The sequence below is a fragment of the Janthinobacterium glycogeni genome, from assembly GCF_051380725.1.
GTDB lineage: Bacteria > Pseudomonadota > Gammaproteobacteria > Burkholderiales > Burkholderiaceae_D > Janthinobacterium.
Genome location: NZ_JBNYXP010000007.1, coordinates 159,307 through 182,631, shown reverse-complemented (window position 1 = coordinate 182,631; position 23,325 = coordinate 159,307). Strand labels below are relative to the sequence as shown.

21 protein-coding genes are annotated in these 23,325 nt (G+C 62.7%); 5 read left to right on the top strand and 16 right to left on the bottom strand.

All coding sequences use genetic code 11. From position 1 onward, the window contains the following. Positions 1-35 precede the first annotated feature (35 nt). From ACQ4W4_RS18015 to ACQ4W4_RS17975, 9 genes are all read right to left on the bottom strand, one after another. On the bottom strand, positions 36-674 hold the full coding sequence (locus tag ACQ4W4_RS18015; RefSeq protein ID WP_070291249.1) for an ANTAR domain-containing response regulator: 639 nt from the start codon (positions 672-674) through the stop codon (positions 36-38). Positions 675-747: 73 nt separating this feature from the next. Continuing rightward, positions 748-2,247, bottom strand: a complete 1,500-nt coding sequence (locus ACQ4W4_RS18010; RefSeq protein WP_436543154.1) for a CoA-acylating methylmalonate-semialdehyde dehydrogenase — start codon at positions 2,245-2,247, stop codon at positions 748-750. Positions 2,248-2,261: 14 nt separating this feature from the next. Continuing rightward, positions 2,262-3,059, bottom strand: a complete 798-nt coding sequence (iolB, locus tag ACQ4W4_RS18005; RefSeq protein WP_436543153.1) for a 5-deoxy-glucuronate isomerase — start codon at positions 3,057-3,059, stop codon at positions 2,262-2,264. Beyond that, the gene (gene iolE / locus ACQ4W4_RS18000; RefSeq protein ID WP_436543152.1) at positions 3,056-3,970 is read right to left on the bottom strand and encodes a myo-inosose-2 dehydratase; all 915 of its coding nucleotides are present in this window, start codon (positions 3,968-3,970) and stop codon (positions 3,056-3,058) included. The genes iolB and iolE overlap by 4 nt, the downstream gene beginning before the upstream one ends. Position 3,971: 1 nt before the next feature. Further along, positions 3,972-5,816: a 3D-(3,5/4)-trihydroxycyclohexane-1,2-dione acylhydrolase (decyclizing) gene (gene iolD, locus ACQ4W4_RS17995; protein WP_436543151.1), complete on the bottom strand. Its 1,845-nt coding sequence runs from the start codon at positions 5,814-5,816 to the stop codon at positions 3,972-3,974. Beyond that, positions 5,813-7,759 carry a bifunctional 5-dehydro-2-deoxygluconokinase/5-dehydro-2-deoxyphosphogluconate aldolase gene (locus ACQ4W4_RS17990; protein WP_436543150.1) on the bottom strand — a complete coding sequence of 649 codons (1,947 nt, stop codon included), beginning with the start codon at positions 7,757-7,759 and terminating at the stop codon, positions 5,813-5,815. Before ACQ4W4_RS17990 ends, iolD begins: the two co-directional genes overlap by 4 nt. Positions 7,760-7,767: 8 nt before the next feature. Beyond that, the gene (locus ACQ4W4_RS17985; protein ID WP_436543149.1) at positions 7,768-8,553 is read right to left on the bottom strand and encodes an ATP-binding cassette domain-containing protein; all 786 of its coding nucleotides are present in this window, start codon (positions 8,551-8,553) and stop codon (positions 7,768-7,770) included. A gap of 3 nt (positions 8,554-8,556) precedes the next feature. Then, complete coding sequence (locus ACQ4W4_RS17980) at positions 8,557-9,690, bottom strand: ABC transporter permease (RefSeq protein ID WP_436543268.1); 1,134 nt, start codon at positions 9,688-9,690, stop codon at positions 8,557-8,559. A 175-nt stretch (positions 9,691-9,865) separates the two neighbouring features. Then, a complete protein-coding gene (locus tag ACQ4W4_RS17975) occupies positions 9,866-10,915 on the bottom strand; it encodes a sugar ABC transporter substrate-binding protein (protein ID WP_436543148.1) in 1,050 nt (349 codons plus the stop codon). A 248-nt stretch (positions 10,916-11,163) separates the two neighbouring features. Here ACQ4W4_RS17975 and ACQ4W4_RS17970 point away from each other — a divergent pair, with 248 nt between their 5' ends. From ACQ4W4_RS17970 to ACQ4W4_RS17960, 3 genes are read left to right on the top strand one after another with little or no spacing between them, the layout of a single operon-like run. Continuing rightward, on the top strand, positions 11,164-12,030 hold the full coding sequence (locus ACQ4W4_RS17970; protein WP_034757651.1) for a MurR/RpiR family transcriptional regulator: 867 nt from the start codon (positions 11,164-11,166) through the stop codon (positions 12,028-12,030). Beyond that, complete coding sequence (gene iolG, locus ACQ4W4_RS17965; RefSeq protein WP_436543267.1) at positions 12,023-13,009, top strand: inositol 2-dehydrogenase; 987 nt, start codon at positions 12,023-12,025, stop codon at positions 13,007-13,009. The genes ACQ4W4_RS17970 and iolG overlap by 8 nt, the downstream gene beginning before the upstream one ends. Positions 13,010-13,038: 29 nt before the next feature. Next, positions 13,039-14,061: a Gfo/Idh/MocA family oxidoreductase gene (locus ACQ4W4_RS17960; RefSeq protein WP_436543147.1), complete on the top strand. Its 1,023-nt coding sequence runs from the start codon at positions 13,039-13,041 to the stop codon at positions 14,059-14,061. 14 nt (positions 14,062-14,075) lie between these two features. Here the strand turns inward: ACQ4W4_RS17960 and ACQ4W4_RS17955 are convergent, their stop codons facing one another. Next, on the bottom strand, positions 14,076-14,414 hold the full coding sequence (locus tag ACQ4W4_RS17955) for a helix-turn-helix domain-containing transcriptional regulator (RefSeq protein WP_436543146.1): 339 nt from the start codon (positions 14,412-14,414) through the stop codon (positions 14,076-14,078). Next, positions 14,371-14,736: a type II toxin-antitoxin system RelE/ParE family toxin gene (locus ACQ4W4_RS17950; RefSeq protein ID WP_436543145.1), complete on the bottom strand. Its 366-nt coding sequence runs from the start codon at positions 14,734-14,736 to the stop codon at positions 14,371-14,373. The genes ACQ4W4_RS17955 and ACQ4W4_RS17950 overlap by 44 nt, the downstream gene beginning before the upstream one ends. A 237-nt stretch (positions 14,737-14,973) precedes the next feature. On the opposite strand from ACQ4W4_RS17950, the gene ACQ4W4_RS17945 reads away from it, so the two are divergent. Both ACQ4W4_RS17945 and ACQ4W4_RS17940 read left to right on the top strand, forming a co-directional pair. Next, the gene (locus tag ACQ4W4_RS17945) at positions 14,974-16,191 is read left to right on the top strand and encodes a hypothetical protein (protein ID WP_436543144.1); all 1,218 of its coding nucleotides are present in this window, start codon (positions 14,974-14,976) and stop codon (positions 16,189-16,191) included. A 24-nt stretch (positions 16,192-16,215) separates the two neighbouring features. Continuing rightward, positions 16,216-17,250 carry a ParB/Srx family N-terminal domain-containing protein gene (locus ACQ4W4_RS17940; protein WP_436543143.1) on the top strand — a complete coding sequence of 345 codons (1,035 nt, stop codon included), beginning with the start codon at positions 16,216-16,218 and terminating at the stop codon, positions 17,248-17,250. 71 nt (positions 17,251-17,321) lie between these two features. Here ACQ4W4_RS17940 and ACQ4W4_RS17935 read toward each other — a convergent pair whose 3' ends face one another. The 5 genes from ACQ4W4_RS17935 to ACQ4W4_RS17915 all read right to left on the bottom strand — a co-directional run bounded on the left by ACQ4W4_RS17935 (position 17,322) and on the right by ACQ4W4_RS17915 (position 23,091). After that, a complete protein-coding gene (locus ACQ4W4_RS17935; RefSeq protein ID WP_436543142.1) occupies positions 17,322-18,431 on the bottom strand; it encodes an ABC transporter ATP-binding protein in 1,110 nt (369 codons plus the stop codon). 9 nt (positions 18,432-18,440) lie between these two features. Beyond that, positions 18,441-19,310 (bottom strand): carbohydrate ABC transporter permease, encoded by an 870-nt coding sequence (locus ACQ4W4_RS17930; protein WP_436543141.1) that lies wholly within the window; start codon positions 19,308-19,310, stop codon positions 18,441-18,443. Beyond that, positions 19,307-20,191 (bottom strand): carbohydrate ABC transporter permease, encoded by an 885-nt coding sequence (locus ACQ4W4_RS17925; protein WP_010397323.1) that lies wholly within the window; start codon positions 20,189-20,191, stop codon positions 19,307-19,309. The genes ACQ4W4_RS17930 and ACQ4W4_RS17925 overlap by 4 nt, the downstream gene beginning before the upstream one ends. A 114-nt stretch (positions 20,192-20,305) precedes the next feature. After that, positions 20,306-21,559, bottom strand: a complete 1,254-nt coding sequence (locus ACQ4W4_RS17920) for an ABC transporter substrate-binding protein (protein ID WP_035817882.1) — start codon at positions 21,557-21,559, stop codon at positions 20,306-20,308. Between the two features lie 245 nt (positions 21,560-21,804). Next, the gene (locus ACQ4W4_RS17915; protein ID WP_099408604.1) at positions 21,805-23,091 is read right to left on the bottom strand and encodes a maltoporin; all 1,287 of its coding nucleotides are present in this window, start codon (positions 23,089-23,091) and stop codon (positions 21,805-21,807) included. Between the last annotated feature and the right edge of the window lie 234 nt (positions 23,092-23,325).

The following is a 23,325-nucleotide window of genomic DNA, read 5'->3' as shown; positions in this document are numbered from 1 at the left end:
TGCGCTGCACCAGCATGTGTCAGGAAATGCGCTCTTCATCCCAGCAAGTCCTCCACGTCGAGGATGCGCTGGGCAATTTCCGCCAATTTGAGTTTCTTGTTCATGGCCATGCTGCGCAAGCGCTGGTAAGCCTGATCTTCCGTCAAGCCGTGATGCGTCATCAGCAAGCCCTTGGCCCGTTCGATCACCTTGCGCTCGAGCAGCTTGTGCCGCGTGTCGAGCAATTCGGCGCGCAATTTTTCTTCCTGACGAAAGCGCGCCAGCGCCACGTTGAGCACGGGCAAGATGCGCTCGGCATGCAGGCCGGCTACGATATAGGCGGACACCCCGGCCGCCATGGCCGCGTCGATGCTGGCCGTGGCGCCGTCTTCCGTGAACAGGACGATGGGGCGGCGCTCGTCGCGCGTGGCGATGACGATGTGCTCGAGCACGTCGCGCGCATCCGATTCGGCGTCGATGATGATGAGGTCAGGCTGCAGCTGCGCGATGCGCTCGGGAAGGTAGAGGTCGGCTGGCAGGGAGGCGACGATGTCGTAGCCCGATTCCAGCAAGCCGATGCGCAAGGCATTGCCGCGCTGCACTTGGGCAGCCAAGGCCGCGTTCTCGTGCACGCCGTGCTCGACAATAGTGTTGACGACGACGATGCGCAAAGGCTGGGTACGGCTGGACGTCATGGGAGCGATCTGCAATGGCTAAACACAACCATTGCAGTAAGCAAGAAGCGAACCAGCCGGTTTTACAACGGAATTACTTCAGGGTCGGCATGGCAAACTCGGCGCCGGCCGCCGTCGAGGCCGGCCAGCGCTGCGTCACCGCCTTCTGCTTCGTGTAAAAACGCACCGATTCCGGACCGTGCGCGTGGTGGTCGCCGAACAGGCTGCGCTTCCAGCCGCCGAAGCTGTGGAAGGCCATCGGCACGGGGATCGGCACGTTGACGCCCACCATGCCCACCTGCACGCGGTGCGTGTATTCGCGCGCCGTATTGCCGTCGCGCGTGTAGATGGCCGTGCCGTTGCCGTATTCATGCGCATTGACCAGGTCCAGCGCCGCCGTGAAATCGGGCACGCGCACGATGCACAGCACGGGGCCGAAGATTTCCTCTTTGTAGATCGTCATCTCCGGCGTGACGTGGTCGAACAGGCTGCCGCCGAGGAAAAAGCCCTTTTCGTGGCCGGGCAAGACGAAACCGCGCCCGTCGCAGATGAGCTTGGCGCCCTCTTCCACGCCCTTGGCGATGTAGCCGGCGATCTTCTCCTTGTGCACCTGCGTGACCACCGGCCCCATCTCGGCCGACAGATCCATGCCCTGCGTGATCTTTAACGCCGCGATGCGCGGCACCAAGGATTCGACCAATTGGTCGGCCACGTTGCCCACCGCCACGACGACGGAAATGGCCATGCAGCGCTCGCCGGCCGAACCGAACGCGGCGCCCATCAGGGCGTCGACCGTCTGCGCAATGTCCGCGTCCGGCATGACGACCATGTGGTTTTTCGCGCCGCCCAAGGCTTGGACGCGCTTGCCCTGCGCGCAGCCGGTCGCATAAATATACTCGGCGATCGGCGTGGAACCGACAAAGCTGACGGCGCGCACGTCCGGGTGATGCAGCAAGCCGTCCACGGCTTCCTTGTCTCCCTGCAGCACGTTGAAGACGCCGTCCGGCAAGCCCGCGTCCGTCAGCAGCTGCGCCAGCAGCAGGCTGGCCGACGGGTCGCGCTCCGACGGTTTCAGCACAAACGTGTTGCCGCAGGCAATGGCCATCGGGAACATCCACATCGGCACCATCACGGGAAAATTGAACGGCGTGATGCCGACACAGACGCCGAGCGCCTGGCGGATCGACCAGGCGTCGATGCCGCCGGCCACCTGTTCCGAATACTCGCCCTTCATCATCTGCGGGATGCCGCAGGCAAATTCCACCACTTCGATGCCGCGCGTGACTTCCCCTTTCGCATCCGTGAATACCTTGCCGTGCTCGGCCGTGATCAGGGCGGCCAGCTGGTCCGCATGTTCTTCCAGCAATTCCTTGAACTTGAACATGACGCGGGCGCGGCGCAATGGGGACGTTTGCGACCAGGCGGGAAAGGCCGCGTGGGCGGCGGCCACGGCGGCGTTCAGTTCGGCAGGCGTCGCCAGCGCCACCTGCGCCGCGATCGCTCCCGTGGCGGGATTGAAAACGTCGCTCGTGCGCTCCGCGCGCGACGCCATGGGGTTGCCACCAATAAAGTGGCCGATTGTCGGGGTCGTCATTATCTTGTCCTTGGTTATTTCGTCATCAGCCAGTCATGGGCCGGGTCGTTTTTAAAATGCCACACGCGTTGCGGGCCGGCCATCACGTTCAGGTAATAGCCGTCGTAGCCATATGGCACGGTGACGGGGTGGTAGCCGCGCGGCACCATCACCACGTCGTGGTTTTCCACGGCCATGGCTTCGTCGAGGGAACGGTCGTCCGTGTAGACCCGTTGAAAGGCAAAGCCCTGCTCGGGGTTCAGGCGGTGGTAATACGTTTCCTCCAGCGAACTCTCGGTTGGAATATTGTCGCTGTCGTGCTTGTGCGGCGGATAGCTCGACGAGTGGCCGGACGGCGTGACCACCTCGACCACCAGCAAGCCGTCCGCCTCGGCCGTCTGCGGCAGGATGTCGCACACATAGCGGGTATTGGCGCCCTTGCCGCGCACGGAGCGCGTCATGGTGGAGGGTTCGATCAGGCGCGCCGGGCGGTGCGTCGTGGCCGGCGCGCTGCACAGGGCGACCTCGGCGGCGTTCACGGCCGTGATGCTGACCGTCGTTTCCAGCGGCACATACACAGCATACGGCGAGACGTCGTCAAACACGCTCTGGCGATTGCCGATGGCGCGCCACTCTTGCCCGCCCGCCGTGACGGTCACCGTGCCCGTCAGCACGACGAGGCACAGTTCGCGCTTGCCCGTGTCCAGGCTGAGGCTCTCGCCGGCCGCCAGCCGGTGCGCGGCAAAGCCCACATGCGTCCAGCCGGCGGATTCGGGCGTCACCTCGACGATCATGCCGCCGTTCTTGGCCGCTTTGACCAGCAGCGGGCTCATGCCGCCTCCCGTCCCAGGCGGGGAATCGCGTCAACCAGGCGCGCCAGGTAATCGTGGCCCATCTTCGCATACTGATAGCTGGGGGCGACGGCCGGATCCTGCTCCGCCTCCACCACCAGCCAGCCTTCGTAGCCGTGCAGATACAGCCGCGTCAAAATGGCCGGAAAGTCGATGCTGCCGTCGCCGGGCACACTGAAGGCGCCATTGATCACCGCTTGCAAAAAACTCCAGTGGCCATTTCTCGCCAGTTTCACCACGTTGGGGCGCACGTCCTTGCAATGCACGTGGCAAATCCGGTCGATGTGCTTGTTCAAGACCGCTAGCGCGTCGCCGCCGGCAAAGGTGATGTGGCCCGTGTCGAACAGCAAGCCCACTTCCGGTCCCGTCAGGGCCATCAATTGGTCCACGTCCGCCGGCGTTTCCACGTAAGCGCCCATGTGGTGGTGGTAGGCCAGGCGCACGCCGTGGTCGAGCAAGTGCTTGGCAAAGGCCGTCAGCTTGTCGGCGTAGTCCTGCCATTGCTGCTGCGACTGGAAACGCGGGCGTTTATACAGCGGCCGGGCTTCGCCCTGAATGGCGTCGGCCACTTCGCCATACACCATGACGCTGGCGCCGCTGTCGGCCAGCAGGCGCAAGTGCGGGCCGACGGAGGCGATCTCTTCCTCGACCGAGCGATGGGCCAGCCGTCCCGAATACCAGCCGGAGACGCACGCAAGATTGTATTTGCCCAACACGGCATTCAGGGCCGGGGCGTCTTTCGGAAACTTGTTGCCCAGCTCAAAACCCACATAGCCGATCTCGGCGCCTTCCTTCAGGGCCGTTTCCAGGGGCGTCTCGCCGCCCAGGCTCGGCAAATCGTCGTTCATCCACGAGATCGGGTTGATGCCGATCTTCACATTCCAGGTAGTCATTTCAATTCCTTTGTTTCAGGCGATCGTTTTCATAACGGGCACGGGCAGCTTGCACGGCGGGCTGAGTGGACACTTCCGGCACGGCCACTTCCCACCAGCAACCGCCCTCTTGCGTCGTGCGCGTGTCGTCCGTATCGATGCAGATCAGATACGTGCGGGAGGCGGCGCGGGCGCGCAGCATGGCCTGTTCCAGCTCGGCGATGTCGGCCACGTGTTCGGACAGCGCGCCCAGCGACCGCGCATGCAGGGCGAAGTCGATGGCGGGTGCGCTGTCAGGCAGCATATTGTTGAACGAGGCATTGCCGCAGGCCTGCTGCAATCGGTTGATGCAGCCGTAGCCGCGGTTGTCGAGCACCACGATGATGAGTTTTTTGTCCAGCATGACGGAGGTGGCGATTTCCGAATTCATCATCAGGTAGCTGCCGTCGCCCACCATGACGATGACTTCCGCTTCCGGTTTCGCCATCTTGACGCCGAGGCCGCCGGCGATTTCATAACCCATGCACGAATAGCCGTATTCCATGTGGTAGCCACCCGGCGTTTCCGTGCGCCACAGTTTATGCAGTTCGGCCGGCAAGGTGCCCGCCGCGCAGACGACGATGTCGCGGCTGGTGGAATCGGGAGCGGAACGCTGCACGGCGCCGATGACTTCGCCGTCGTACGGCAAGCCGGCGACGTCGCGCTTGCCGGTAATGGATGCCACGGTGGCGCGCCAGGCATTCGCCTCCTGCTGCGCGCGGTCCAGCCACTGGCCCGCGCTGTTCCAGCTACCCAGCAGGCGCGACAGGCCCTGCAAGCCGAGTGTCGCGTCCGCCTGCAGGCCCAGGCCGCGGCGTTTCAGGGCGTCAAAGTTGTTGACGTTCAGGCTGAGCAATTGCGCCTGCGCAAACAGCGAGTTCGAGCCCGTCGTGAAATCCTGCAGGCGCGTGCCGACGGCCAGCACGACGTCGGCCTGCGCCGCCAGCGCGTTGGCGGCGGGCGAACCGGTGACGCCGATGGCGCCCAGCTGCAATGGATGGTCCCACGGCAAGCTGCTCTTGCCGGCCTGGGTTTCCGCCACGGGAATGCCGTGGCGTTCGGCAAACGCCTGCAGGGCGGCGCCGGCCTGGCCGTACAGCACGCCGCCGCCGGCGACGATCAGCGGCTGTTTCGCGTTGCTCAGCAAGGCGGCCGCCTCTTCCAGTTCCTGCTCGACGGGCGGCACGGCGCGGAAACGCACGATGCGCGGCGTAAAGAATTCTTCCGGATAGTCATACGCCATCGTCTGCACGTCTTGCGGCAGGGACAAGGTGACGGGGCCGCAGGCGGCCGGGTCCGTCAAGGCGGCAATCGCCCGTGGCAAGGCCGTGAGCAATTGCTCCGGATAGACGATGCGGTCGAAATAGCGCGACAGCGGCTTGAAGGCATCGTTGACGGACACGCTGCCGTCCGTGCCATCTTCCAGCTGCTGCAAGACCGGGTCCGGCGCGCGCGAGACGAAGACGTCGCCGGGCAACAAGAGCACGGGCAAGCGATTCACGTGCGCCAGCGCGGCGGCCGTGAGCAGGTTGGTGGCGCCGGGGCCGATGGAACTGGTGACGGCCAGCATGCGCCGGCGCATGTGGGCTTTCGCATAGGCAATGGCCGAATGCGCCATCGCCTGTTCATTGTGCGCGCGGTAGGTGGGAAAGGATTCGCGGTACTGGTACAGCGCCTCGCCCATGCCGGCCACGTTGCCGTGGCCAAAGATGGCGAAGGCGCCGCCGAACAACGGGACCAGGGAACCATCGCCGTCCTCCGTGCGCAAGGCGGCCAGGTAGCGGACCAAAGCCTGGGCCATGGTCAAGCGGATGGTGGTGGCGCTCATGCTGCACGCTCCAGGCGGTTGCGCGTGCGCTGCCACAGGGAAATCAACTGCTCGAAGTTGGCGCGCACGGCGGCGATCAGGCCCGCATCGTCGAGCTCTCCGGCCAGCCAGCGGCGGCTCGGTTCCTGGAAGATCGTGCGTCCCACCATGAAGCCGCGGCAGGTGCTGCTGGCACTGGCCTGTTCAAAACTGTCGGCCAGGGCGGCGATCGGCGCGTTCAAGCCCAGCAAGACGACACCCCGGCAATACGGATCGCGCTCGTGCACCAGGGCATCGATCGCTTGCCATTGCTGGGCCGACATACTTTCCAGTTTCCACCATTCCGGGTAGATACCGAGGTTGTACAGGCGCTTGACGGCACGCAAGACCGTGTCTTCACTGTGCGGCAAGGCTTCCGACGGTATGACTTCGAGCAACAGTTCGTGACCGCTCACTTGCGCCGCGTCGTACAGGGCCTTGATCTGCGCTTCCTGTTCCAATCGGTTTTCCACGGCGTCGTCCGGATGCAGCTGCACCAGGCATTTGATCACGTGTTCCTTCGGCCAGCTGAGCAAATGCGAACCGATGGAACGGCCCCAGTCGAATTGCAGCGGATTGGAACCGGGCAATTCCACGGGACGGCCGATCCACCAGCCGCGCCCCGTCGCATCGTTGAGCGCATCGACGCCATAGCGTCCATCGATCAGCACGCCCGTCTTGCCGGCCAGTCGCAAGGCCGCTTCCGTCTGCGCCACAGCTTGCACCATCAATTGCTTCAGGGCGCAAATAGCCGACTCGGGCGCGCCCGTCTGTTGCGCCAGCTCAAAGAATTGCGTGCGGTGATCGAAGGCAAACACGCACAATTCGTTCCATTGCTTGCGCGCCACCGTCGTGCGGTGCAGCCGGGACAAGGTCGCGTCCTGGTCCGGCTGCGTCAGCTTGGCCGCGTTGGCGAGGAAATAGTCGAGCTCGACGGGCGACGGCATGGCCGGCGCGCAGCCGTGGCGCGACACGACGAGGGCGCCGCAGCCATTCGCGTAGCGGCAGCAGGCCTCGTAATCCTCGCCGCGCAACCAGCCTTTCAGGAAACCCGAGAGAAACGCGTCGCCCGCGCCCAGCACGTTGAGCACTTCCACGCGCACGCCACGGTAGTTATATGCATCGTCAAGGCTGGCCGGCACCACATTGTCGATGACGGCGCTGCCCAGCGGCCCGCGCTTGACGACGAGGGTCGCCAGGGTGGCGGCCCGCACGGCGCGCAGGGACGCCATGATGTCCGCGCCGCCGCCGGCGATCATGAATTCCTCTTCCGTGCCGACGATCAGGTCGAATTGCGGCAGGATGCCTTGCAGATGTTGCGTGACGCCGTCGTTCGAGACGAAACGCGTTTCGCCATCGGCCTTGCCGGACAAACCCCACAGCACGGGCCGGTAATCGATGTCGAGCACGGTGCGCACATTACTGGCGCGGGCCAGCTGCAAGGCCTGCGTGCTGACGGCGTGCATGGCGGCCGTGGAGAAATGCGTGCCGGTGATTAACAGCGCCTTGCTCGACGCAATGAAAGCCGCATCCACCGACGATGCGTCGATGGCCATGTCGGCGCAATTTTCACGGTAAAAAATCAGCGGGAAGGTGTCTTTATCCTTGATGCCCAGCATCACCAGGGCGGTGAGCCGCTCGCGGTCGATGCCGACATGGCTGACGTCGCAGCCCTCCTGCGCCAAGGTGTCGGTGAGGAAACGCCCCATGTGGTCGTCGCCCACTTTCGACAGCATGGCGGACTTCAAGCCCAAACGGGCCGTGCCGAAAGCGATATTCGCCGACGAGCCGCCCAGGTACTTGGCGAAACTCGTCGCGTCTTCCAGCGTGCTGCCGATCTGCTGCGCGTACAGGTCCACCGCCAGGCGGCCCAGGCAGATCACGTCCAGCGCCCTACCCTGGGCAAATTGTGTGGAATTATTCATGGCTATCCTTAAATCGTGACACCGTCGAGTTCACTCATCAGCGTTTGCATTTCCGCACCGCCCGCCATCATGTCCAGCAAGGCATCCTTGGTCACCGTATCCTTGGTGAAGGTGCCCAGCGACTTGCCCCGGTTCAACAACGTGAACGAGTCGCCGACCGGATACGCATGGTGCACATTATGCGTAATAAAGATCACGGAAATACCGCGCTCGCGCGCCTTGTAGATCAGTTTCAGCACATTGAACGATTGCTTCACGCCCAGCGCGGCCGTCGGCTCGTCCAGGATCAGCACGCGGGCGCCGAAATGGATGGCGCGGGCGATGGCCAGACATTGCTTTTCGCCGCCCGACATGGTGCCGATGGCCTGGTGCGGATCGCGCACCATGATGCCCATCTCGGCCAGCTTGTCGCGCGCCGTGGCGGCCGCATAGTCGATATCCATCACGGGCACGACGCCCAACAGCTTTTTCATCGGCTCGCGGCCCATGAAGAAATTGCGCGCCACGGACAGCAGCGGCACCAGCGCCAGGTCCTGATAGACGGTGGCCACGCCCATGTCCAGCGCTTCGCTGGGCGAATTGAAGACGACGGGCTTGCCATCGACCAGGTACTGGCCGTCGGTCGGCTTGTGCACGCCGGCCAGGGTCTTGATCAGGGTGGACTTGCCGGCGCCGTTGTCGCCCAGCAAACAGTGCACTTCACCTTCCTTGAGCCGCATGGTGATGTTTTGCAGCGCCAGCACGGAGCCGAAACGCTTGCTGACATTTTCCAGGGCAAGAATATGCTCACTCATGATTTATCTCGCTTCCGTGACGCGTGAGCGTACAAAGTTATTGAACAGCACCGCGATCAGCAACATGACGCCGAGGAACACGCGGAACCAGTCCGAATTGATGTTGGTATAAGTGATGCCGATCTGCACCACGCCGAAGATCAGCGCGCCGAAGCAGGCGCCGACGACGGAACCGTAGCCGCCCGTCAGCAAGGCGCCGCCGATGACGGCCGCGATGATGGCTTCGAATTCCTTTTGCATGCCGCGGTCGGCGGCGGCCGAACCCACATCGCATACTTGCAAGGTGGCAAACAGGCAGGCACAGAAGGCCGTGAAGACGAACAGGGAAATCTTCACCTTGCGTACCGGCACGCCCACATTCTTGGCCGCGTTGGCATCGCCGCCGACGGCGAACATCCAGTTGCCGAAGCGGGTACGCGACAGCACGAAGGCGGCGCCGGCGGCCAGCACCAGCCACCAGGTGATGACTTTCGGCACGCCCTTCACCAGCGGCGAACCGTCGTCAAGCACGGCGATCCAGCCGTGCGCGCCCATCCACTGGAACAGGCCCGTCGCCACATTACCGTGGAACAGCAGGCTGGCCAGCCAGTCCTGCGCCGCCAGGTCGCCCACGCCGCTGACGATGGTGCGGTTGGCGAACATGATCGACAGGGCCAGGGTCAGGCCGCGCAGGATGAACAGGAATGCCAGGGTCACGATGAACGATGGCAAACGCGTCTTGATGACGATGTAGCCGTTGAGCCAACCCAGCGCCATGGAACCGGCGAAGGCGAAGATAATGGCGGCCCACAATGGCCAGTGGAAATAAATCGTCGGGATGGCGATCATCATGCCGGCAAAGCCGATCATGGAACCGATCGACAGGTCGAACTCGCCGGCGATCATCAGCAGGCAGGCGCCGATGGCGATGATGCCCAGGTAGGACGCCACTTGCATCCAGTTGACGACGCCATCGAGGTTGAACATGCCGGAATCGCCGGCCGTGATGACGAAGAAGGCAAATACGAGCACCGCGCCGGAGATCGAGGCGAACTCGGGGCGGCCAAAAAACCGTTTGACCCAGCTGGTCGTGCCCACGCGCTCGTCGCCGGCGGCAACTGGCTTGCTGGAGGCGCCGGGAGGCGGGGGAGGATTCATGCCGGGGCTAGCCAGGCTGGATTTGAGCGCAGTCATACGAAGTCCTTTCAGTGATACTTGTTACCAATTCCGATTACTTTCCTGCCAGCATCGCTGGCGCCAGGCGTGTTCCTCCCAAGCGCCGCCCGCGGGAGGCGGTGCGGCGCTGGGCAACTCCCGGTGGCGACTGTGTGGATTAGCGGTATTGACCGGCGTATTTTTCGACCTTGGCGATGTTTTCCTTGGTCACAAAACCGGGGCCGGAGCTGATGTGGCGCGGGCCGTAGATAGGCGTCAGGCCGTATTCCGCCAGGCGCGCCTGGTATTTCGGATTGGCGATCAGGATTTCCTTGACCTTGGCCAGGTCAGTGATCTTCTGCTGTTTCATGATGGCCATCACGGCGACAGGAATGTAGCCTTGCAGGTAGGGCTGCTGGTCGATGGCGAACTGGATGCTGCCATCCTTGATGCCTTTGGCGATTTCCTCCGACAAGTCGAAGCTGGCGAAGTACATCTTGCCTTTCAGCCCCAGCTTTTCGACGGCGCGCATGGCGGCAGGCGCCGAATCCGGTCCCAGCGCCAGCACGGCCTGGGTCTTCGGATTGCTGCGCAGATAGGCGCTGACCTTGCTTTCGATCACGCCAGGGTCGACGCCATTGGTGTCGAGCGTGGACGATTTGAAATCGACGCCCAGCGCATCGGCAAAACCGCGGCAGCGTTCGAACGAGGACGCATTCATCGCATAGTGATTCACGCACACGAACGATTTGATGCCCGCTTCCTTGGCGCGCTTGCCGGCGCCCAGGCCCGCGTCATACTCGGGCTGGCCCACGTGCATGATGGCTTTCAACTGTTCGCTTTGCGCCAGGGTACCCGAATTGATAGTCACGAGCATGATTTTCTTGGCCACTACCGTACCCAGCGGTTTTTGCAGCACGCTGAAGTCGGCGATGTCGGCGATCAAGCCGTCGTAATTGCGCGCGGCCGACTGCTCGATCAGGCGCGCCATGTCGGCCAGGTCGCCATTCGGCGGATTGCGGTAGTCGACCGTGACGTTGAAGTCCTCGCCGGCTTGCTTGATGGCGTTCTTGATGGTATTCCACCAGGAATCGGAGTCCGGCGCATGGCTGACGAGGACGAATTTCTCGCCGGCAGCATGGCTGGCGCCCGTGCTCAAACCCAGGCTCAGGCCCAGGCTGGCGATGGCCAGGCATTTCATCAAACCCTTGCTTTTATTGCTATGCATGAATGTCTCCTAGACGGATTAATTTTTATAGTTGCGAGCTTTTATGAAGGGTGTCACCGGCCTGGCCTTGCGGCACACGAACCGATGCACTGCGCACAGCTTAGGCCACAAAAAAGACAAATGCAATAAAATTTTCAAAAATAATTTAAATAGAAATTCGTTTCTATTTTTCAGATTCCCTCCTATAATTCTCGCCAGAACCAGCCGCACGAATAAAGCGGCCCAGCAAGCACACCGAGGAAAACACCATGGCAGCCACCGCCCCCATCGAACAGCTGATGCAGCACATTGCCGCCGAGTACGACAACCTGTCGCGCCAGTTGAAAGTCATCGCGCAATACATTGAAAAGCACCGGGCCAGCCTGATGCTCGAACGCATCAGCGACATCGCCGCCGCCTGCGACGTGCAGCCGTCGGCCATAGTGCGTTTCGCGCAGCGCTTCGGCTATACGGGCTTTTCCGAAATGCAGGATGTGTTCCGCCAGGCTTACACGGACCAGGCCGGCGCCACGCCCGACTATCAGCAGCGCATCCGCAAGCTCATCTCCACGCGCGACGCCGCCCTCAGCGCGGGCGACCTGACGCGCGAATTCGTCGGCGCCAGCCGCGCCGGCCTCGACGACCTGGCCGCGGGACTCGACGACGCGCAGCTGGAAGCGGCCGTCAACCTGCTGCTCAAGGCTGAAAATATCTATGTGATCGGCGTGCGCCGGTCCTTCCCGATCGCCTCCTACATCGCCTACGCGCTCGAGCACACGGACAAGCGCGTGCACCTGATTAGCGGACTGGGCGGCATGCACCGCGAACAGATGCGCAGCGTGCGCGAACGCGATGTGGCGATCGCCATCAGTTTCTCGCCTTACGGCAAGGAAACCCAGCAGTGCATCAAGGCGGCGCAAGACAAGGGCGCCAAGGTCCTGGTGATTACCGACAGCAAGCTGGCCCCGCTCGCGCGGGCCGCCGACGCGCTGCTCACCGTCACCGAGGGCAGCGCCTTCGCCTTCCGCTCGCTGACCAGCACCATCTGCCTGTGCCAGGCGCTGTTCATCGCGCTGGCATACAAATTAGAGCTCGACATCGAAGAAATCCACACCCCAGGAGAACATGATGATTGAAGTAGCGTTGTTCGGCGCCGGACGCATCGGCAAAATCCACGCGGCCAACCTGGCCGCGCAACCCGGCGTGCAGTTCAAGTACGTGGTCGACGTCAACCAGGAAGCAGCCGCAGCGCTGGCGGGCCTGCATGGCGGCAGCAGCGCAACTGTCGAGGCGGCATTGGCAGACCCGGCCGTCAAGGCCGTCGTCATCGCCTCGAGCACGGACACCCACGCGGACCTGATCCTGCGCTCGGCCGCCGCCGGCAAGGCCATCTTTTGCGAAAAGCCCGTCGATCTGACGCTGGACCGGGCACGCGCCTGCGCCGCCGCCGTCAAGGAGGCAAAAGTGCTGTGCATGCTGGGCTTCCAGCGCCGCTACGACCCCACCTTCAATGCCGTCAAGACACGCATCGCAGCGGGCGAGATCGGCACGCCGGAGTTGCTGGTGGTCACCAGCCGCGATCCCGGTCCGCCACCCGTGAGCTACATCAAGGTCTCGGGCGGCATCTTCAAGGATATGCTGATCCACGATTTCGACATCTTCCGCTGGATACTCGACGATGAAGCCGTCAGCGTGCACGCCACGGGCAGCTGCCTCGTCGACCCCGCCATCGGCGAGGCAGGCGACCTGGACACGGCCGTCGTCACCATCCGCACGGCCAAGGGCCGCTTGTGCCAGATCAATGCCTCGCGCCGCGCCGCCTACGGCTACGACCAGCGCTTCGAAGTGCTGGGCAGCGCCGGCATGCTGCAGGCGGGCAACCACAAGCCGACGGAAGTGACGGCCTATGGCTCGGTGAACGTCAGCGTGGACAAGCCGGAAGATTTCTTCCTGGAACGCTACCGCGTGGCGTACGCGCAGGAAATGGCGCATTTCTTCGACGCCCTCACCCACGGCACGCCGCTGCGCACCACCGTGCACGATGGCTTGAAGGCGCTGGAACTGGCCGAGGCGGCCACCTTGTCGTGGCGCGAGCAGCGTGTTGTGACCCTGTAAAAATACAAAAACAAGATACTGGAGACCAAATGTCATCCCCAACATTAAAAGTGGGCATCGTCGGCCTGGGCAGGCTGGGCCAGCGCCACGCCATCAACCTGGCGCAACGCGTGCCCAATGCCAGCGTGGTCGCCGCCTGCAGCCCCGTGCCGGCCGAGCTGGACTGGGCCGCCAGCCAGCTGGGCGTCACCACCGGCTATGCCGATTACGATGCGCTGCTGGCCCACCCGGGCCTGGACGCCGTCTTCCTCGTCACCCCCACCTCGCTGCATGCGGACCAGATCATCGCCGCCCTGCGCGCCGGCAAGCATGTGTTTTGCGAAAAACCGCTGTCCTTGGACCTGGCCGACTGCCTGAAGGTGGAAGCGGAAGCGGCGCGCCACCCGCAACTGACCATCATGATCGGCTTCGTGCGGCGTTTCGACGCCAGCTACCATGACGCGCAGCAAAAGATCGCCCAGGGTCTGATCGGCAAGCCGTATCTCGTGCGTTCGCAAACCTGCGACCAGAACGACCCCAGCGGTGCCTTCATGCGTTTCGCCCCCACCAGCGGCGGCATCTTCCTCGATTGCAGCGTGCACGATATCGACCTGGCACGCTGGCTACTGGGCAATCCCGTGCCAAAACGCGTGTATGCGAGCGGCACCAACGCCATCCACACGGGCTTGCAGGCCTTCGGCGATGTCGACAACGGCCTGGCGACGGTCGAGTTTGCCGATGGCAGCATGGCCAGCTTCATGGCGTCGCGCACCATGGCGCACGGCCATGAAACCCTGACGGAAGTGTTCGGCACGGGCGGCCGCCTGGCCGTGGGCAGCAATCCGCGCCTGAACAGGGTGGAAATTTCGGATGCGCATGGCGTGCGCAACGAATGCACGCCGGACTTCTATGCCCGCTTCGCCGACGCCTTCCTGATCGAGGCGCAGGAGTTCACGGATGCGGCGCTGGGCCGGCGCACCCTGTCATTGACCCTGCACGACGCAACGGAAGCGACGCGCATCGGCCTGGCCATGACGCAAGCGATGCGCGAGGCACGGCCCGTCGAGTTTTAAACCAAAGCCGGGACTCAGACAGCCGGCGTGGAAAACGGCTGCCTGGGTTCCACGGCCAGCCGCAAGCCCATGGCATCGAGGATGGCCGTCAAGGTGGCGAGCGAGGGATTGCCCTCGGGCGACAGGGTGCGGTACAGCTGGGTGGGATTGAGCCCGGCCGCCTGCGCCACGGCGGGCACGCCGCCAAAGGCGCGCGTCAGCTGGCGCAGCACGGCCAGCAGTTCCCCGTGGTCGCCGTCGGCAAGGATATTGTTGATCAGTTCAAGGGCCAGATCGGGATCGTCGCGGTACAGTTCGGCCATCGCTTCGTCATGCGAGCGGTCTCTCGGTGGTTTGCGGATGTCCTCGCTCATGTCCTCTCTCCTTCCAGTCGTGCCAGCAGGCACAGGCGTATTCGATATCTTTCGATTGGGTACGCTTGTCGCCGCCGCACAGCAATAAAATGATCTGTTCGCCGGCGACGGCGTAATACACGCGGTAACCAGGCCCCACATCGATGCGCAATTCCCACACGCCATCGTGGCAAAATTTATGGTCGCCAAAATTGCCCGCCATCAGACGCAACACGCGCCGGGCTATGGCCACCCTGGCCGTATTATCGCGTTGGCGTTTCAGCCATTCCGTATATAAATCCCTGCCCGATGATGTCAGGTAGTGCCGGATCTCGACCATCATATTCGTCCATAAACGAAGAAAAATCAAGGAAAAAATCACGCTGATACGTAAAAGGAAGACCACGCCATCTTGCTACCAAACCCGCTCAAGCAGGCCGTGAATGCCGGGTTCACTGAGCTATATCAAGATGTATTTTCCCAATTACTGTAAAGAAAGGATGTGACGCGTACACGCCTCACGCGCATGCCATTGCGCTATACAATAAGCGCCTGCCCAACCGCAAAAACCAAGGCCACCATGACGAACGACGACAGCCACTCTCCTTCCCTCGCCGACGCGGCCGAACGCTACGTCAAGCTGGTTCTGGCCATGGGCCAGCACGATGCCTCGTACGTGGATGCCTATTACGGCCCGCCCGCATGGCAGCAGGAAGCGGTAGAACAGCAATTGAGTTTGAGCGACATCAAGGCCGCGACTGACAAGGCGCTGGCCCTGCTGGCCGATGACGCATCCTTGCGCGCCCTCAACCTGCGCAAGCAGCTGCACGCCGTGCTGGCCAAGGCGGAGATGCTGCAAGGCACACGCCTCGATTTCGATACCGAAAGCGCGCGCCTGTACGACGCCGTCTCGCCCCATCACGACCGTGCATACTATGAAGCACTGGTGGCGGCAATCGACGCCCTGCTGCCCGGCGACGGCACGGTCAGCGAACGCGTGAATGCCTTGCGCGCGCAACTCGTCATTCCCGCCGATAAGCTGCGCGCCGTCATGGAAGCGGCCATCCGCGCGGGCCGCGAGCGCACCTTGCAGTACATCGCCCTGCCCGATGGCGAGGATTTCGTGCTGGAATTCGTCACCGACAAGCCTTGGAGCGGCTATAACTGGTACAAGGGTAACTACCAAAGCGTGATCCAGATCAATACGGACTTGCCCGTGTACATCGATCGCGCCGTCGACCTCGGCTGCCATGAAGCGTATCCGGGCCACCACGTGTACAACGTGCTGCTCGAACGCGACCTGGTGCGCGGCAAGGGCTGGATGGAGTACTGCATCTATCCGCTGTATTCGCCGCAGTCCTTGATCGCCGAAGGCACGGCCAACTACGGCATCGAACTGAGTTTTACGGATGTGGAAAGGCTGGCGTTCGAGCAACAGGTGCTGTACCCGCTGGCCGGCCTGGACCCAGCGCTGGCGCCCCGCTATGCGCAACTGAACGCGCTGCTGGCCAAGCTCGGCTATGCCGACAACGACATCGCGCGCCAGTACCTCGAAGGCAGCCTGAGCCGCGAAGAAGCGCTGGAATGGCTGGTCAACGTGCGCCTGTACCCGGCCGAGAAATCCGCGCAGCGCCTGCAGTTCTACGATGCCATGGGCGCGTACGTCATCAATTACAACCTGGGCCAGGACATGGCGAAAGCCTATGTCGAACGCCAGGGCGCGACGCGCGCCGCACATTGGGCCGCCTTCCGCGACCTGATGTCCTCGCCGCGCGTGCCCAGCGCGCTGCTGGAATGAGGCGCCAGCGCTAAAGGAGAAAACATGCCACGCTACATCACGCACGCTGCCAGCGCCCTGCTGCTGGCCCTGTCCTTCAGCAATGCGGCATGCGCCAGGGATGCCGCTGTCGCCACGGCACCGGCGCTCAGCGCACGCCAGCAGGCGCTGATGGCCACCGTGGCGGGCAGCGCCGCCCATCCGCGCATCCTGCAGGTGCGCCTCGATGAACTGCATCCGACCCAGCCAGCCATCGGCTACGACCAGGTGTATTACAAGCTGGGGCGCTATGCGGCCGAAGAAAAGCACATCGCCGACATCGCCAAGCCGAAGAAATTCGCCGACCTGTGCGAAGCCAATGGCCAGGGCGACGTCCTGCCCAACACGGCCAATGTGGCCGGCGCCACCCTGGCCGCGCCGCCGGCCGGCTACCGCTGCAAGGCGGCCGTGGGCAGCCGCCCGGACGACATGAAGACCGTCGTCATCGGCCCGCGCGGCCTCGTGTACCTGACCGATGGCCACCATACGTTTTCCACCTTCTGGGAAGCCGATGGCGGACGCAATCATCAATTACAGGTCTGGGTCAAGGTCAGCGACAATTTCAGCGCGCTGGGCGACGCGGCCTTCTGGGCGCGCATGCGCGAGGAAAACAAGGTATGGCTGAAAGACGGCAAGAACCAGGCCATCACGCCGCGGCAGCTGCCTTCCGCCATCGGCCTCGCCTCCCTGGGCGACGATCCCTACCGCTCGCTCGTCTACTTTACGCGCGGGATCGGCTACGAGCCGCCCGAGCACGCCACGGAATTTCTCGAGTTTTACTGGGCCGACTGGCTGCGCCGCATTCCCGCGCTGGACCTGGCGCAGGTCGACCTGCGCGACCCTGTCGCGTATGCCAATGCGATCCTGCTGGCCGCGCAGGCGATGGTGGCGCTGCGGCCCGGCGATATCGTCAGCGGCGGCAAGAGCGCGCGCGAGCTGGGCGCCCTGCGTGAAGTCAACCGGAATGAATTCGATGAGCTGATCGACGACAAGGGCAAGCTGCGCCACGCCATCGCCTATAAAAAATCGCTGCCGCATTAAGCGCGGCGGCATAAACGACCACGGCCCGCCTGTCATGCGACAAGCGGGCCGTTTTCTATTGCTGGTGCCGCTTACGCGATGCGTTCGCCGTTGGCCGGATCGAACAGGGCCGCTTTCGACAGGTTGAACGACAGCTGCATGGTCTGCCCCGGCAGCACGGCTTCGCGCGGGTGCGTGCGGCAGGTCACGGCGGCGCCGTTCAGGCGCGTCGTCAGCAAGGTGTCAGGGCCGGTCGGCTCGACCAGGTCGATCAGGCAACCGAGTTCCTGGCCCACGTCGCCGTGCGCGCTGCTCATGTCCGTGATCTGTTCCGGGCGTACGCCCAGGATCACGTCGCGGCCCGCGTAGCTGCGCAGCTTGTCGGCCGGGAACGGCAAGGCCAGGCGCAGGCTCTTGCCCGCGTTCTCGATGGCGACGGACACCGTTTCGCCTTCGATGACAGGCTTGACGGTGATGAAGTTCATCGACGGCGAGCCAATGAAGCCCGCCACGAACAGGTTAGCCGGGTTGTCGTAGATTTCCTGCGGCGTGCCCAGTTGCTGCACCACCCCATCCTTCATGACGGCGATCAGGTCGCCCATCGTCATCGCCTCGATCTGGTCATGCGTGACGTAGACGATGGTGGCCTTCAGGCGCTGGTGCAGCAGCTTGATCTCGGCGCGCATTTCCACGCGCAGCTTGGCGTCCAGGTTCGACAGCGGTTCGTCGAACAGGAACAGCGACGGCTTGCGCGAAATGGCGCGGCCCATGGCCACGCGCTGGCGCTGGCCGCCCGACAGCTGCGCCGGGCGGCGGTCCAGCAAGTGCGTGATCTGCAGCGTTTCGGCCACGCGCGAGACGATTTCTTCCTGCTCCGCCTTCGGCACCTTTTTCACATTCAGGCCGAACGCGATGTTTTCGCGCACCGTCATCGACGGGTACAGCGCGTAGGACTGGAACACCATGGCGATGTCGCGGTCCTTCGGCGGCAGGTCGTTGACGACCTTGCCGTCGATGAGGATTTCGCCGGACGTGACGCTTTCCAGGCCGGCCACCATGTTGAGCAAGGTCGACTTGCCGGAGCCGGAGCCGCCGACGAGGATCAGGAACTGGCCATCCTTGATCTCGATGTCGATGCCTTTCAAGACTTCGACGCCATTCGTGTACACCTTGCGGATGCTGCGTATCGATAAACTGGACATATTCTTTCCTTAACCTTTGACTGCGCCTGCGGTCAGACCGCGCACAAAATAACGGCCTGCGACCAGATAGACCAGCAGGGTCGGCAGCGCGGCAATCACCGCGGCGGCCATGTTGACGTTGTATTCCTTCACGCCCGTGGACGTGTTGACCAGGTTGTTCAAGCCCACCGTGATCGGCTGCGAATCGCCGCTGGCGAAGACGATCCCGAACAGGAAGTCGTTCCAGATCTGCGTGAACTGCCAGATGATGCAGACGACGAAAATCGGACCCGAAATCGGCAGCACGATCTTGCGGAAGATCAGGAAGAAGCCCGCGCCGTCGATGCGCGCCGCCTTGATCAGTTCTTCCGGCACGCCGATATAGTAGTTACGGAAGAACAGGGTCGTGAACGCCGTGCCGTACACCACGTGCACGAAGACGAGGCCCGTGGTGGTATTGGCCAGGCCGAATTCGCCCAGCAGGCGCGCCATCGGCAGGATCACCACCTGGAACGGAATGAAGCAGCCCACCAGCAGGGCGGCAAACAGGATTTCCGAACCGCGGAAGCGCCAGTGCGCGAACACGTAGCCGTTGAAGGCGCCCAGGAAGGTCGAGATCAGCACGGCGGGAATCACCATCTTGATCGAGTTCCAGAAGAACGGCTGCATGCCGTCGCAGGTGACGCCCGTGCAGGCCGAAGACCAGGCCTTGGCCCAGGAATCGAACTGCCACAGGTGCGGCAAGGCCAGCAGGTTGCCGCTGCGGATCTCGTCGAGCGACTTGAACGACGTCGACAGGGTCACGTACAGGGGCACGATGTAGTACACCGCAAACAGAATCAGCAGCAGATATACCACCACCCGTCCGAGGGTGAGGCGATTATTTCGGGTAGGTGTCATCTCATCGCCTTTGCGCTGCGCGTTTCCAGGTACATCAGCGGCACGAGCACGGCCACGATGGTGGCCAGCATCATCATGGCCGATGCCGAGCCCAGGCCCAGCTGGCCGCGGGTGAAGGAAAACTGGTACATGAAGATGGCCGGCACGGACGACGAGTTGCCAGGTCCGCCAGCCGTCAGTGCGATGACCAGGTCGAAGCTCTTGATGGCGATATGCGCGAGGATCAGCAGCACGCTGAAGAACACGGGACGCATGGCGGGAATCACGATGCGCCAGTAGATCGTCGGCAGCGATGCGCCGTCGACTTGCGCCGCCTTGATGATTTCATCGTCGATGCCGCGCAGGCCGGCCAGGAACAGGGCCATGACAAAGCCCGACGACTGCCACACGCCGGCGATCACCACCGTGTAGATGGCCATGTCGGAGTTCACCAGCCAGTCGAAGGTGAACGACGTCCAGCCCCAGTCGTGCATGACCTTTTCCAGGCCCAGGCTGGGATTGAGCATCCATTTCCAGGCCGTGCCGGTGACGATGAAGGACAGCGCCATCGGATACAGATAGATGGCGCGCAGCGCGCCTTCGGCGCGGATTTTCTGGTCCAGCAGGATGGCCAGGAACAGGCCGATGGCGATGCTGCAACCGATGAACAGGACACCGAAGATGCCGAGGTTCTTGAGCGAGGTCCACCAGCGCTCGTTGTCGAAGAGCTCGACGTATTGCACCAGGCCGGCGAACTCGTAGTTCGGCATCAGCCGCGATTCGGTCAGCGACAGCCAACCGGTCAAAAAGATAAAACCATAGACGAATACCAGGCTGGCGATGAGCGTGGGGCCCAGCACCATCTGCGGTATCCATCGGTCGAATTGCTTGCGTATGGACATAGGACAGCCGTAGAAGAAGAACTGCGTGTGGCGCCGGCCTGGCCGAAGCCAGGGTGGACGCCTGCGATGCATGCGATGCAGCGGGCGCCGGCGAGCGTGCCGGCGCCGTCGTGATTACTTCACTTTTGCCGCTTTGGCCAGGGCGGCAACCGCGTCTTTCGAGCTCATGTTGGTGTTCATGAACTTGGCGATGACGTCGGTCACGGCGCCTTGCGTGGCCGATGGCAGCGCCATGCCGTGGGCGAACGACGGCACCAGGCCGCCGGTCTTGTTGGTGGCGTCCATGTCTTCCATCGATTTCAGGGCGCAAGCGTCAAACTTGTCCTTGGAAACGCCGGAACGCACGGGGATGGAACCCTTGTTCAGGTTGAAGATCGACTGGAACTTCGGATTCATGATGGCGTTGGCCAGGGCGATCTGCCCTTTCTTCGCATTCGCATCCTTTTGCGTGAACATGGCAAACGAATCGATGTTGAAGGTGTAGGCCTTGTCCGTGCCAGGCGCGGCCACGCACAGGTAGTCCTTGCCTGGCACCTTGCCGGCGGCCGTGAACTCGCCCTTGGCCCAGTCGCCCATGAACTGGAAGCCGGCCTTGTTGTTGATGACCATGGCGGTGGCCAGGTTCCAGTCGCGGCCTGCCGCATCCTTGTCGATGTAGGTCTTCACCTTGCCCAGGGTGTCAAACACCTTGAGCATGGTCGGGCCGGTCAATTCCTTCTGGTCCAGCTTGAGGATGGCCTTTTTGTAGAATTCCGTGCCGCCCACGCCCAGCGCGACGGATTCAAACACGGTGGCGTCCTGCCAAGGCTGGCCGCCGTGGGCGATCGCGATGCCGCCCGATTTCTTGATTTTCTCGGCCGCGTCGAAGAACGCATCCCAGGTGGTCGGGGTGGTGGCCACGCCGGCTTTTTTCAGCACTTCCGGATTGACCCACATCCAGTTGACGCGGTGGACGTTGACTGGAGCGGCGACGTAGTGGCCCTTGTATTTCATGATGTCGGCGACGACTTTCGGCAGCACGGCATCCCATTTGCCTGGAATGGCGGCATCATCGATATTGGCCAGCACGCCTTCTGCGCCCCACTCCTGGATCGATGGGCCCTTGATCTGCGCAGCCGTCGGCGGGTTGCCGGAAATGACGCGGGTCTTCAGCGCGGTCGCGGCGTTTTCGCCAGCGCCGCCGGCCACGGCGAAGTCTTTCCAGCCGAAGCCGCTTTCCTTCACGATTTGCTGCAACTGGCCCACGGACTTCGCTTCGCCGCCGGAGGTCCAGTAGTGCAACACTTCCACGTCGGTCGCAAAGGCGCTGCCGGCGAATGCCAGGGTGGTCAACGCGGCCAGTTGGGTAATCTTGAATTTCAGTTTCATCTCCACATTCCTTTTTTGATCAAGCTTTTAGGGGGCTTCGGCATACGGGGGCCGAAAAAGGTGAAATCTGCGCCTGTACCGGCGCTCTTGTGCTCAGACCCGCTTGCAAACGGGCATCATCTTCAGTGAAAAGACGGCGCCGTGATCCATGACATGCGTACTTTGTATTTATATCACGGGACGGCGCCAAAAACGCATCCGCGAAGGATGCGCCAGGTTGAACTAGACTGCCAACGCCTGCTAACTTAGAACCAAGTTTCCACTTGGAAACCGTAGGAGGTGCCGCTGGTATTGTTGTTGTAGATCGGGCCGCCGTTGTTCGACGCATTGACCGAGGCGGTGGCCGCATCGTTCCATTTGCCGTAGGTGACGAAAGCGCGCAGTTCAGGGCGCGACCACAGGCCAGGGCCGGCCGAGATCGTCGGGGCGATGGTCAGCTTGGTCAGGCGCTTGGCCGGCAGGCCGCCCGCTTGCGTCACGCGGTCCGTGCCCAGTTCGCCCACCAGCTTGAAGTTGTTGGTGAATGCGTACACGGGACGCACGCCGACCGAGGTCCAGGTCGAGGAACCGTTGGCGTTCGATTCGTCTTTTTGCCACAGGGCGACGAATTCCATGCCGAAGTTGGCCATCGGCTGGATCGCCATGTCATTGAAGATGCGCGTGCGTTTCACGTCCGAACCGAAATTGGTGTCGCCCGACGCGCCGAACTGCGCGCCCTTGCCGGTGCCAGGACCGACGCCGTACTGCACGCCGAAGGTATTGCCGCCGCCGAAGACTTTCGCCTGGCGGTGGAAGGCCGACAGTTGCCAGCCATTGTGCTTCTGGCCAAACGCGTCGTTGTCCTTGCCTTCGCCGATGATGTAGGTCGCGGCCAGGTCCAGCGTGCCGTTTTCATTGACGGGAATCTCGCCGTAGATGAAGTTCTGGCGCACGGCCGACTTGGTGCTGACGACGCCGGTCTTCGACACGGTATTGATGTCGTTGTCCTTGAAGAAGGCGTACGAGAATTTACCGGGGCCCGCGGGAATGCGGTCCAGGCCGGCGCCCGTGCCGTTCATGTTGATGTACTGCAAGTCCAGCATGTGGATGTCAGGACGGTAGTAGAAGCGCTTGCCGATCCAGGCCGTGCCGCCGTTCAGGAAATCGAGTCCCTGCGCTTCGACATAGGCCTTGACGATGCCCAGCTTGTTGTCGCCGAAATCGGAATTTGGCGCGTAAGCGTTGACCCAGATGGTGGCCAGGTAGTTCACGCCGCCGGACTGGGCGACGGACTTGGTGTAGCCGAATTCCGTGTAGGCGTCGCACTCATTGCCCAGACGATATTTCATGGTATTGCCGCCCAGACCGAAGCAGCCTTGCGAACCGCCGCCGCCCGAGGTATTGCTGCCGGCGCCGGCGCGCAGGTAGCCATGGAAGCCTTCGGAATCGGATGGGTACATAGGGTCGGCGGCAGCGGAACCGCTGGCGATGGCCAAGACGATGGCAGCTGGCAGTGTCTTCAACACGGCCTTCAACATGTTGCGATGCAGCATGGTAAGTCTCCTCAGTAATTTGTTTTTATCTAGTCATTCGTGGCCGAATGTACTGGCCAGAATTCTTTCCAGCAGGGACATAGTAACTATACTACGAACAAATATCAACATATTATGTTGTAATCCTACGACTACTCTGCGACACTTTATTTGCGTACCGACAGGCGAGTTGACTGCCCTGTTTTTTCCGCTGGCGCCGCCGCATCCGGCACGGCGGGCAGGCACTTGCGCAGG

Excerpts from the sequence above, each read along its gene's own strand:
- ACQ4W4_RS17935 (WP_436543142.1), bottom strand. The coding sequence starts at position 18,431 with ATGTCCAGTTTATCGATACGCAGCATCCGCAAGGTGTACACGAATGGC.
- ACQ4W4_RS17985 (WP_436543149.1), bottom strand. The coding sequence starts at position 8,553 with ATGAGTGAGCATATTCTTGCCCTGGAAAATGTCAGCAAGCGTTTCGGC.
- ACQ4W4_RS17970 (WP_034757651.1), top strand. The coding sequence starts at position 11,164 with ATGGCAGCCACCGCCCCCATCGAACAGCTGATGCAGCACATTGCCGCC.
- ACQ4W4_RS17990 (WP_436543150.1), bottom strand. The coding sequence starts at position 7,759 with ATGAATAATTCCACACAATTTGCCCAGGGTAGGGCGCTGGACGTGATC.
- iolG (WP_436543267.1), top strand. The coding sequence starts at position 12,023 with ATGATTGAAGTAGCGTTGTTCGGCGCCGGACGCATCGGCAAAATCCAC.
- ACQ4W4_RS17980 (WP_436543268.1), bottom strand. The coding sequence starts at position 9,690 with ATGAATCCTCCCCCGCCTCCCGGCGCCTCCAGCAAGCCAGTTGCCGCC.
- iolB (WP_436543153.1), bottom strand. The coding sequence starts at position 3,059 with ATGAGCCCGCTGCTGGTCAAAGCGGCCAAGAACGGCGGCATGATCGTC.
- ACQ4W4_RS17945 (WP_436543144.1), top strand. The coding sequence starts at position 14,974 with ATGACGAACGACGACAGCCACTCTCCTTCCCTCGCCGACGCGGCCGAA.
- ACQ4W4_RS18010 (WP_436543154.1), bottom strand. The coding sequence starts at position 2,247 with ATGACGACCCCGACAATCGGCCACTTTATTGGTGGCAACCCCATGGCG.
- iolD (WP_436543151.1), bottom strand. The coding sequence starts at position 5,816 with ATGAGCGCCACCACCATCCGCTTGACCATGGCCCAGGCTTTGGTCCGC.
- ACQ4W4_RS17975 (WP_436543148.1), bottom strand. The coding sequence starts at position 10,915 with ATGCATAGCAATAAAAGCAAGGGTTTGATGAAATGCCTGGCCATCGCC.
- ACQ4W4_RS17915 (WP_099408604.1), bottom strand. The coding sequence starts at position 23,091 with ATGCTGCATCGCAACATGTTGAAGGCCGTGTTGAAGACACTGCCAGCT.
- ACQ4W4_RS17940 (WP_436543143.1), top strand. The coding sequence starts at position 16,216 with ATGCCACGCTACATCACGCACGCTGCCAGCGCCCTGCTGCTGGCCCTG.
- ACQ4W4_RS17930 (WP_436543141.1), bottom strand. The coding sequence starts at position 19,310 with ATGACACCTACCCGAAATAATCGCCTCACCCTCGGACGGGTGGTGGTA.
- ACQ4W4_RS17960 (WP_436543147.1), top strand. The coding sequence starts at position 13,039 with ATGTCATCCCCAACATTAAAAGTGGGCATCGTCGGCCTGGGCAGGCTG.
- ACQ4W4_RS17920 (WP_035817882.1), bottom strand. The coding sequence starts at position 21,559 with ATGAAACTGAAATTCAAGATTACCCAACTGGCCGCGTTGACCACCCTG.
- ACQ4W4_RS17925 (WP_010397323.1), bottom strand. The coding sequence starts at position 20,191 with ATGTCCATACGCAAGCAATTCGACCGATGGATACCGCAGATGGTGCTG.
- iolE (WP_436543152.1), bottom strand. The coding sequence starts at position 3,970 with ATGACTACCTGGAATGTGAAGATCGGCATCAACCCGATCTCGTGGATG.
- ACQ4W4_RS18015 (WP_070291249.1), bottom strand. The coding sequence starts at position 674 with ATGACGTCCAGCCGTACCCAGCCTTTGCGCATCGTCGTCGTCAACACT.
- ACQ4W4_RS17955 (WP_436543146.1), bottom strand. The coding sequence starts at position 14,414 with ATGAGCGAGGACATCCGCAAACCACCGAGAGACCGCTCGCATGACGAA.
- ACQ4W4_RS17950 (WP_436543145.1), bottom strand. The coding sequence starts at position 14,736 with ATGATGGTCGAGATCCGGCACTACCTGACATCATCGGGCAGGGATTTA.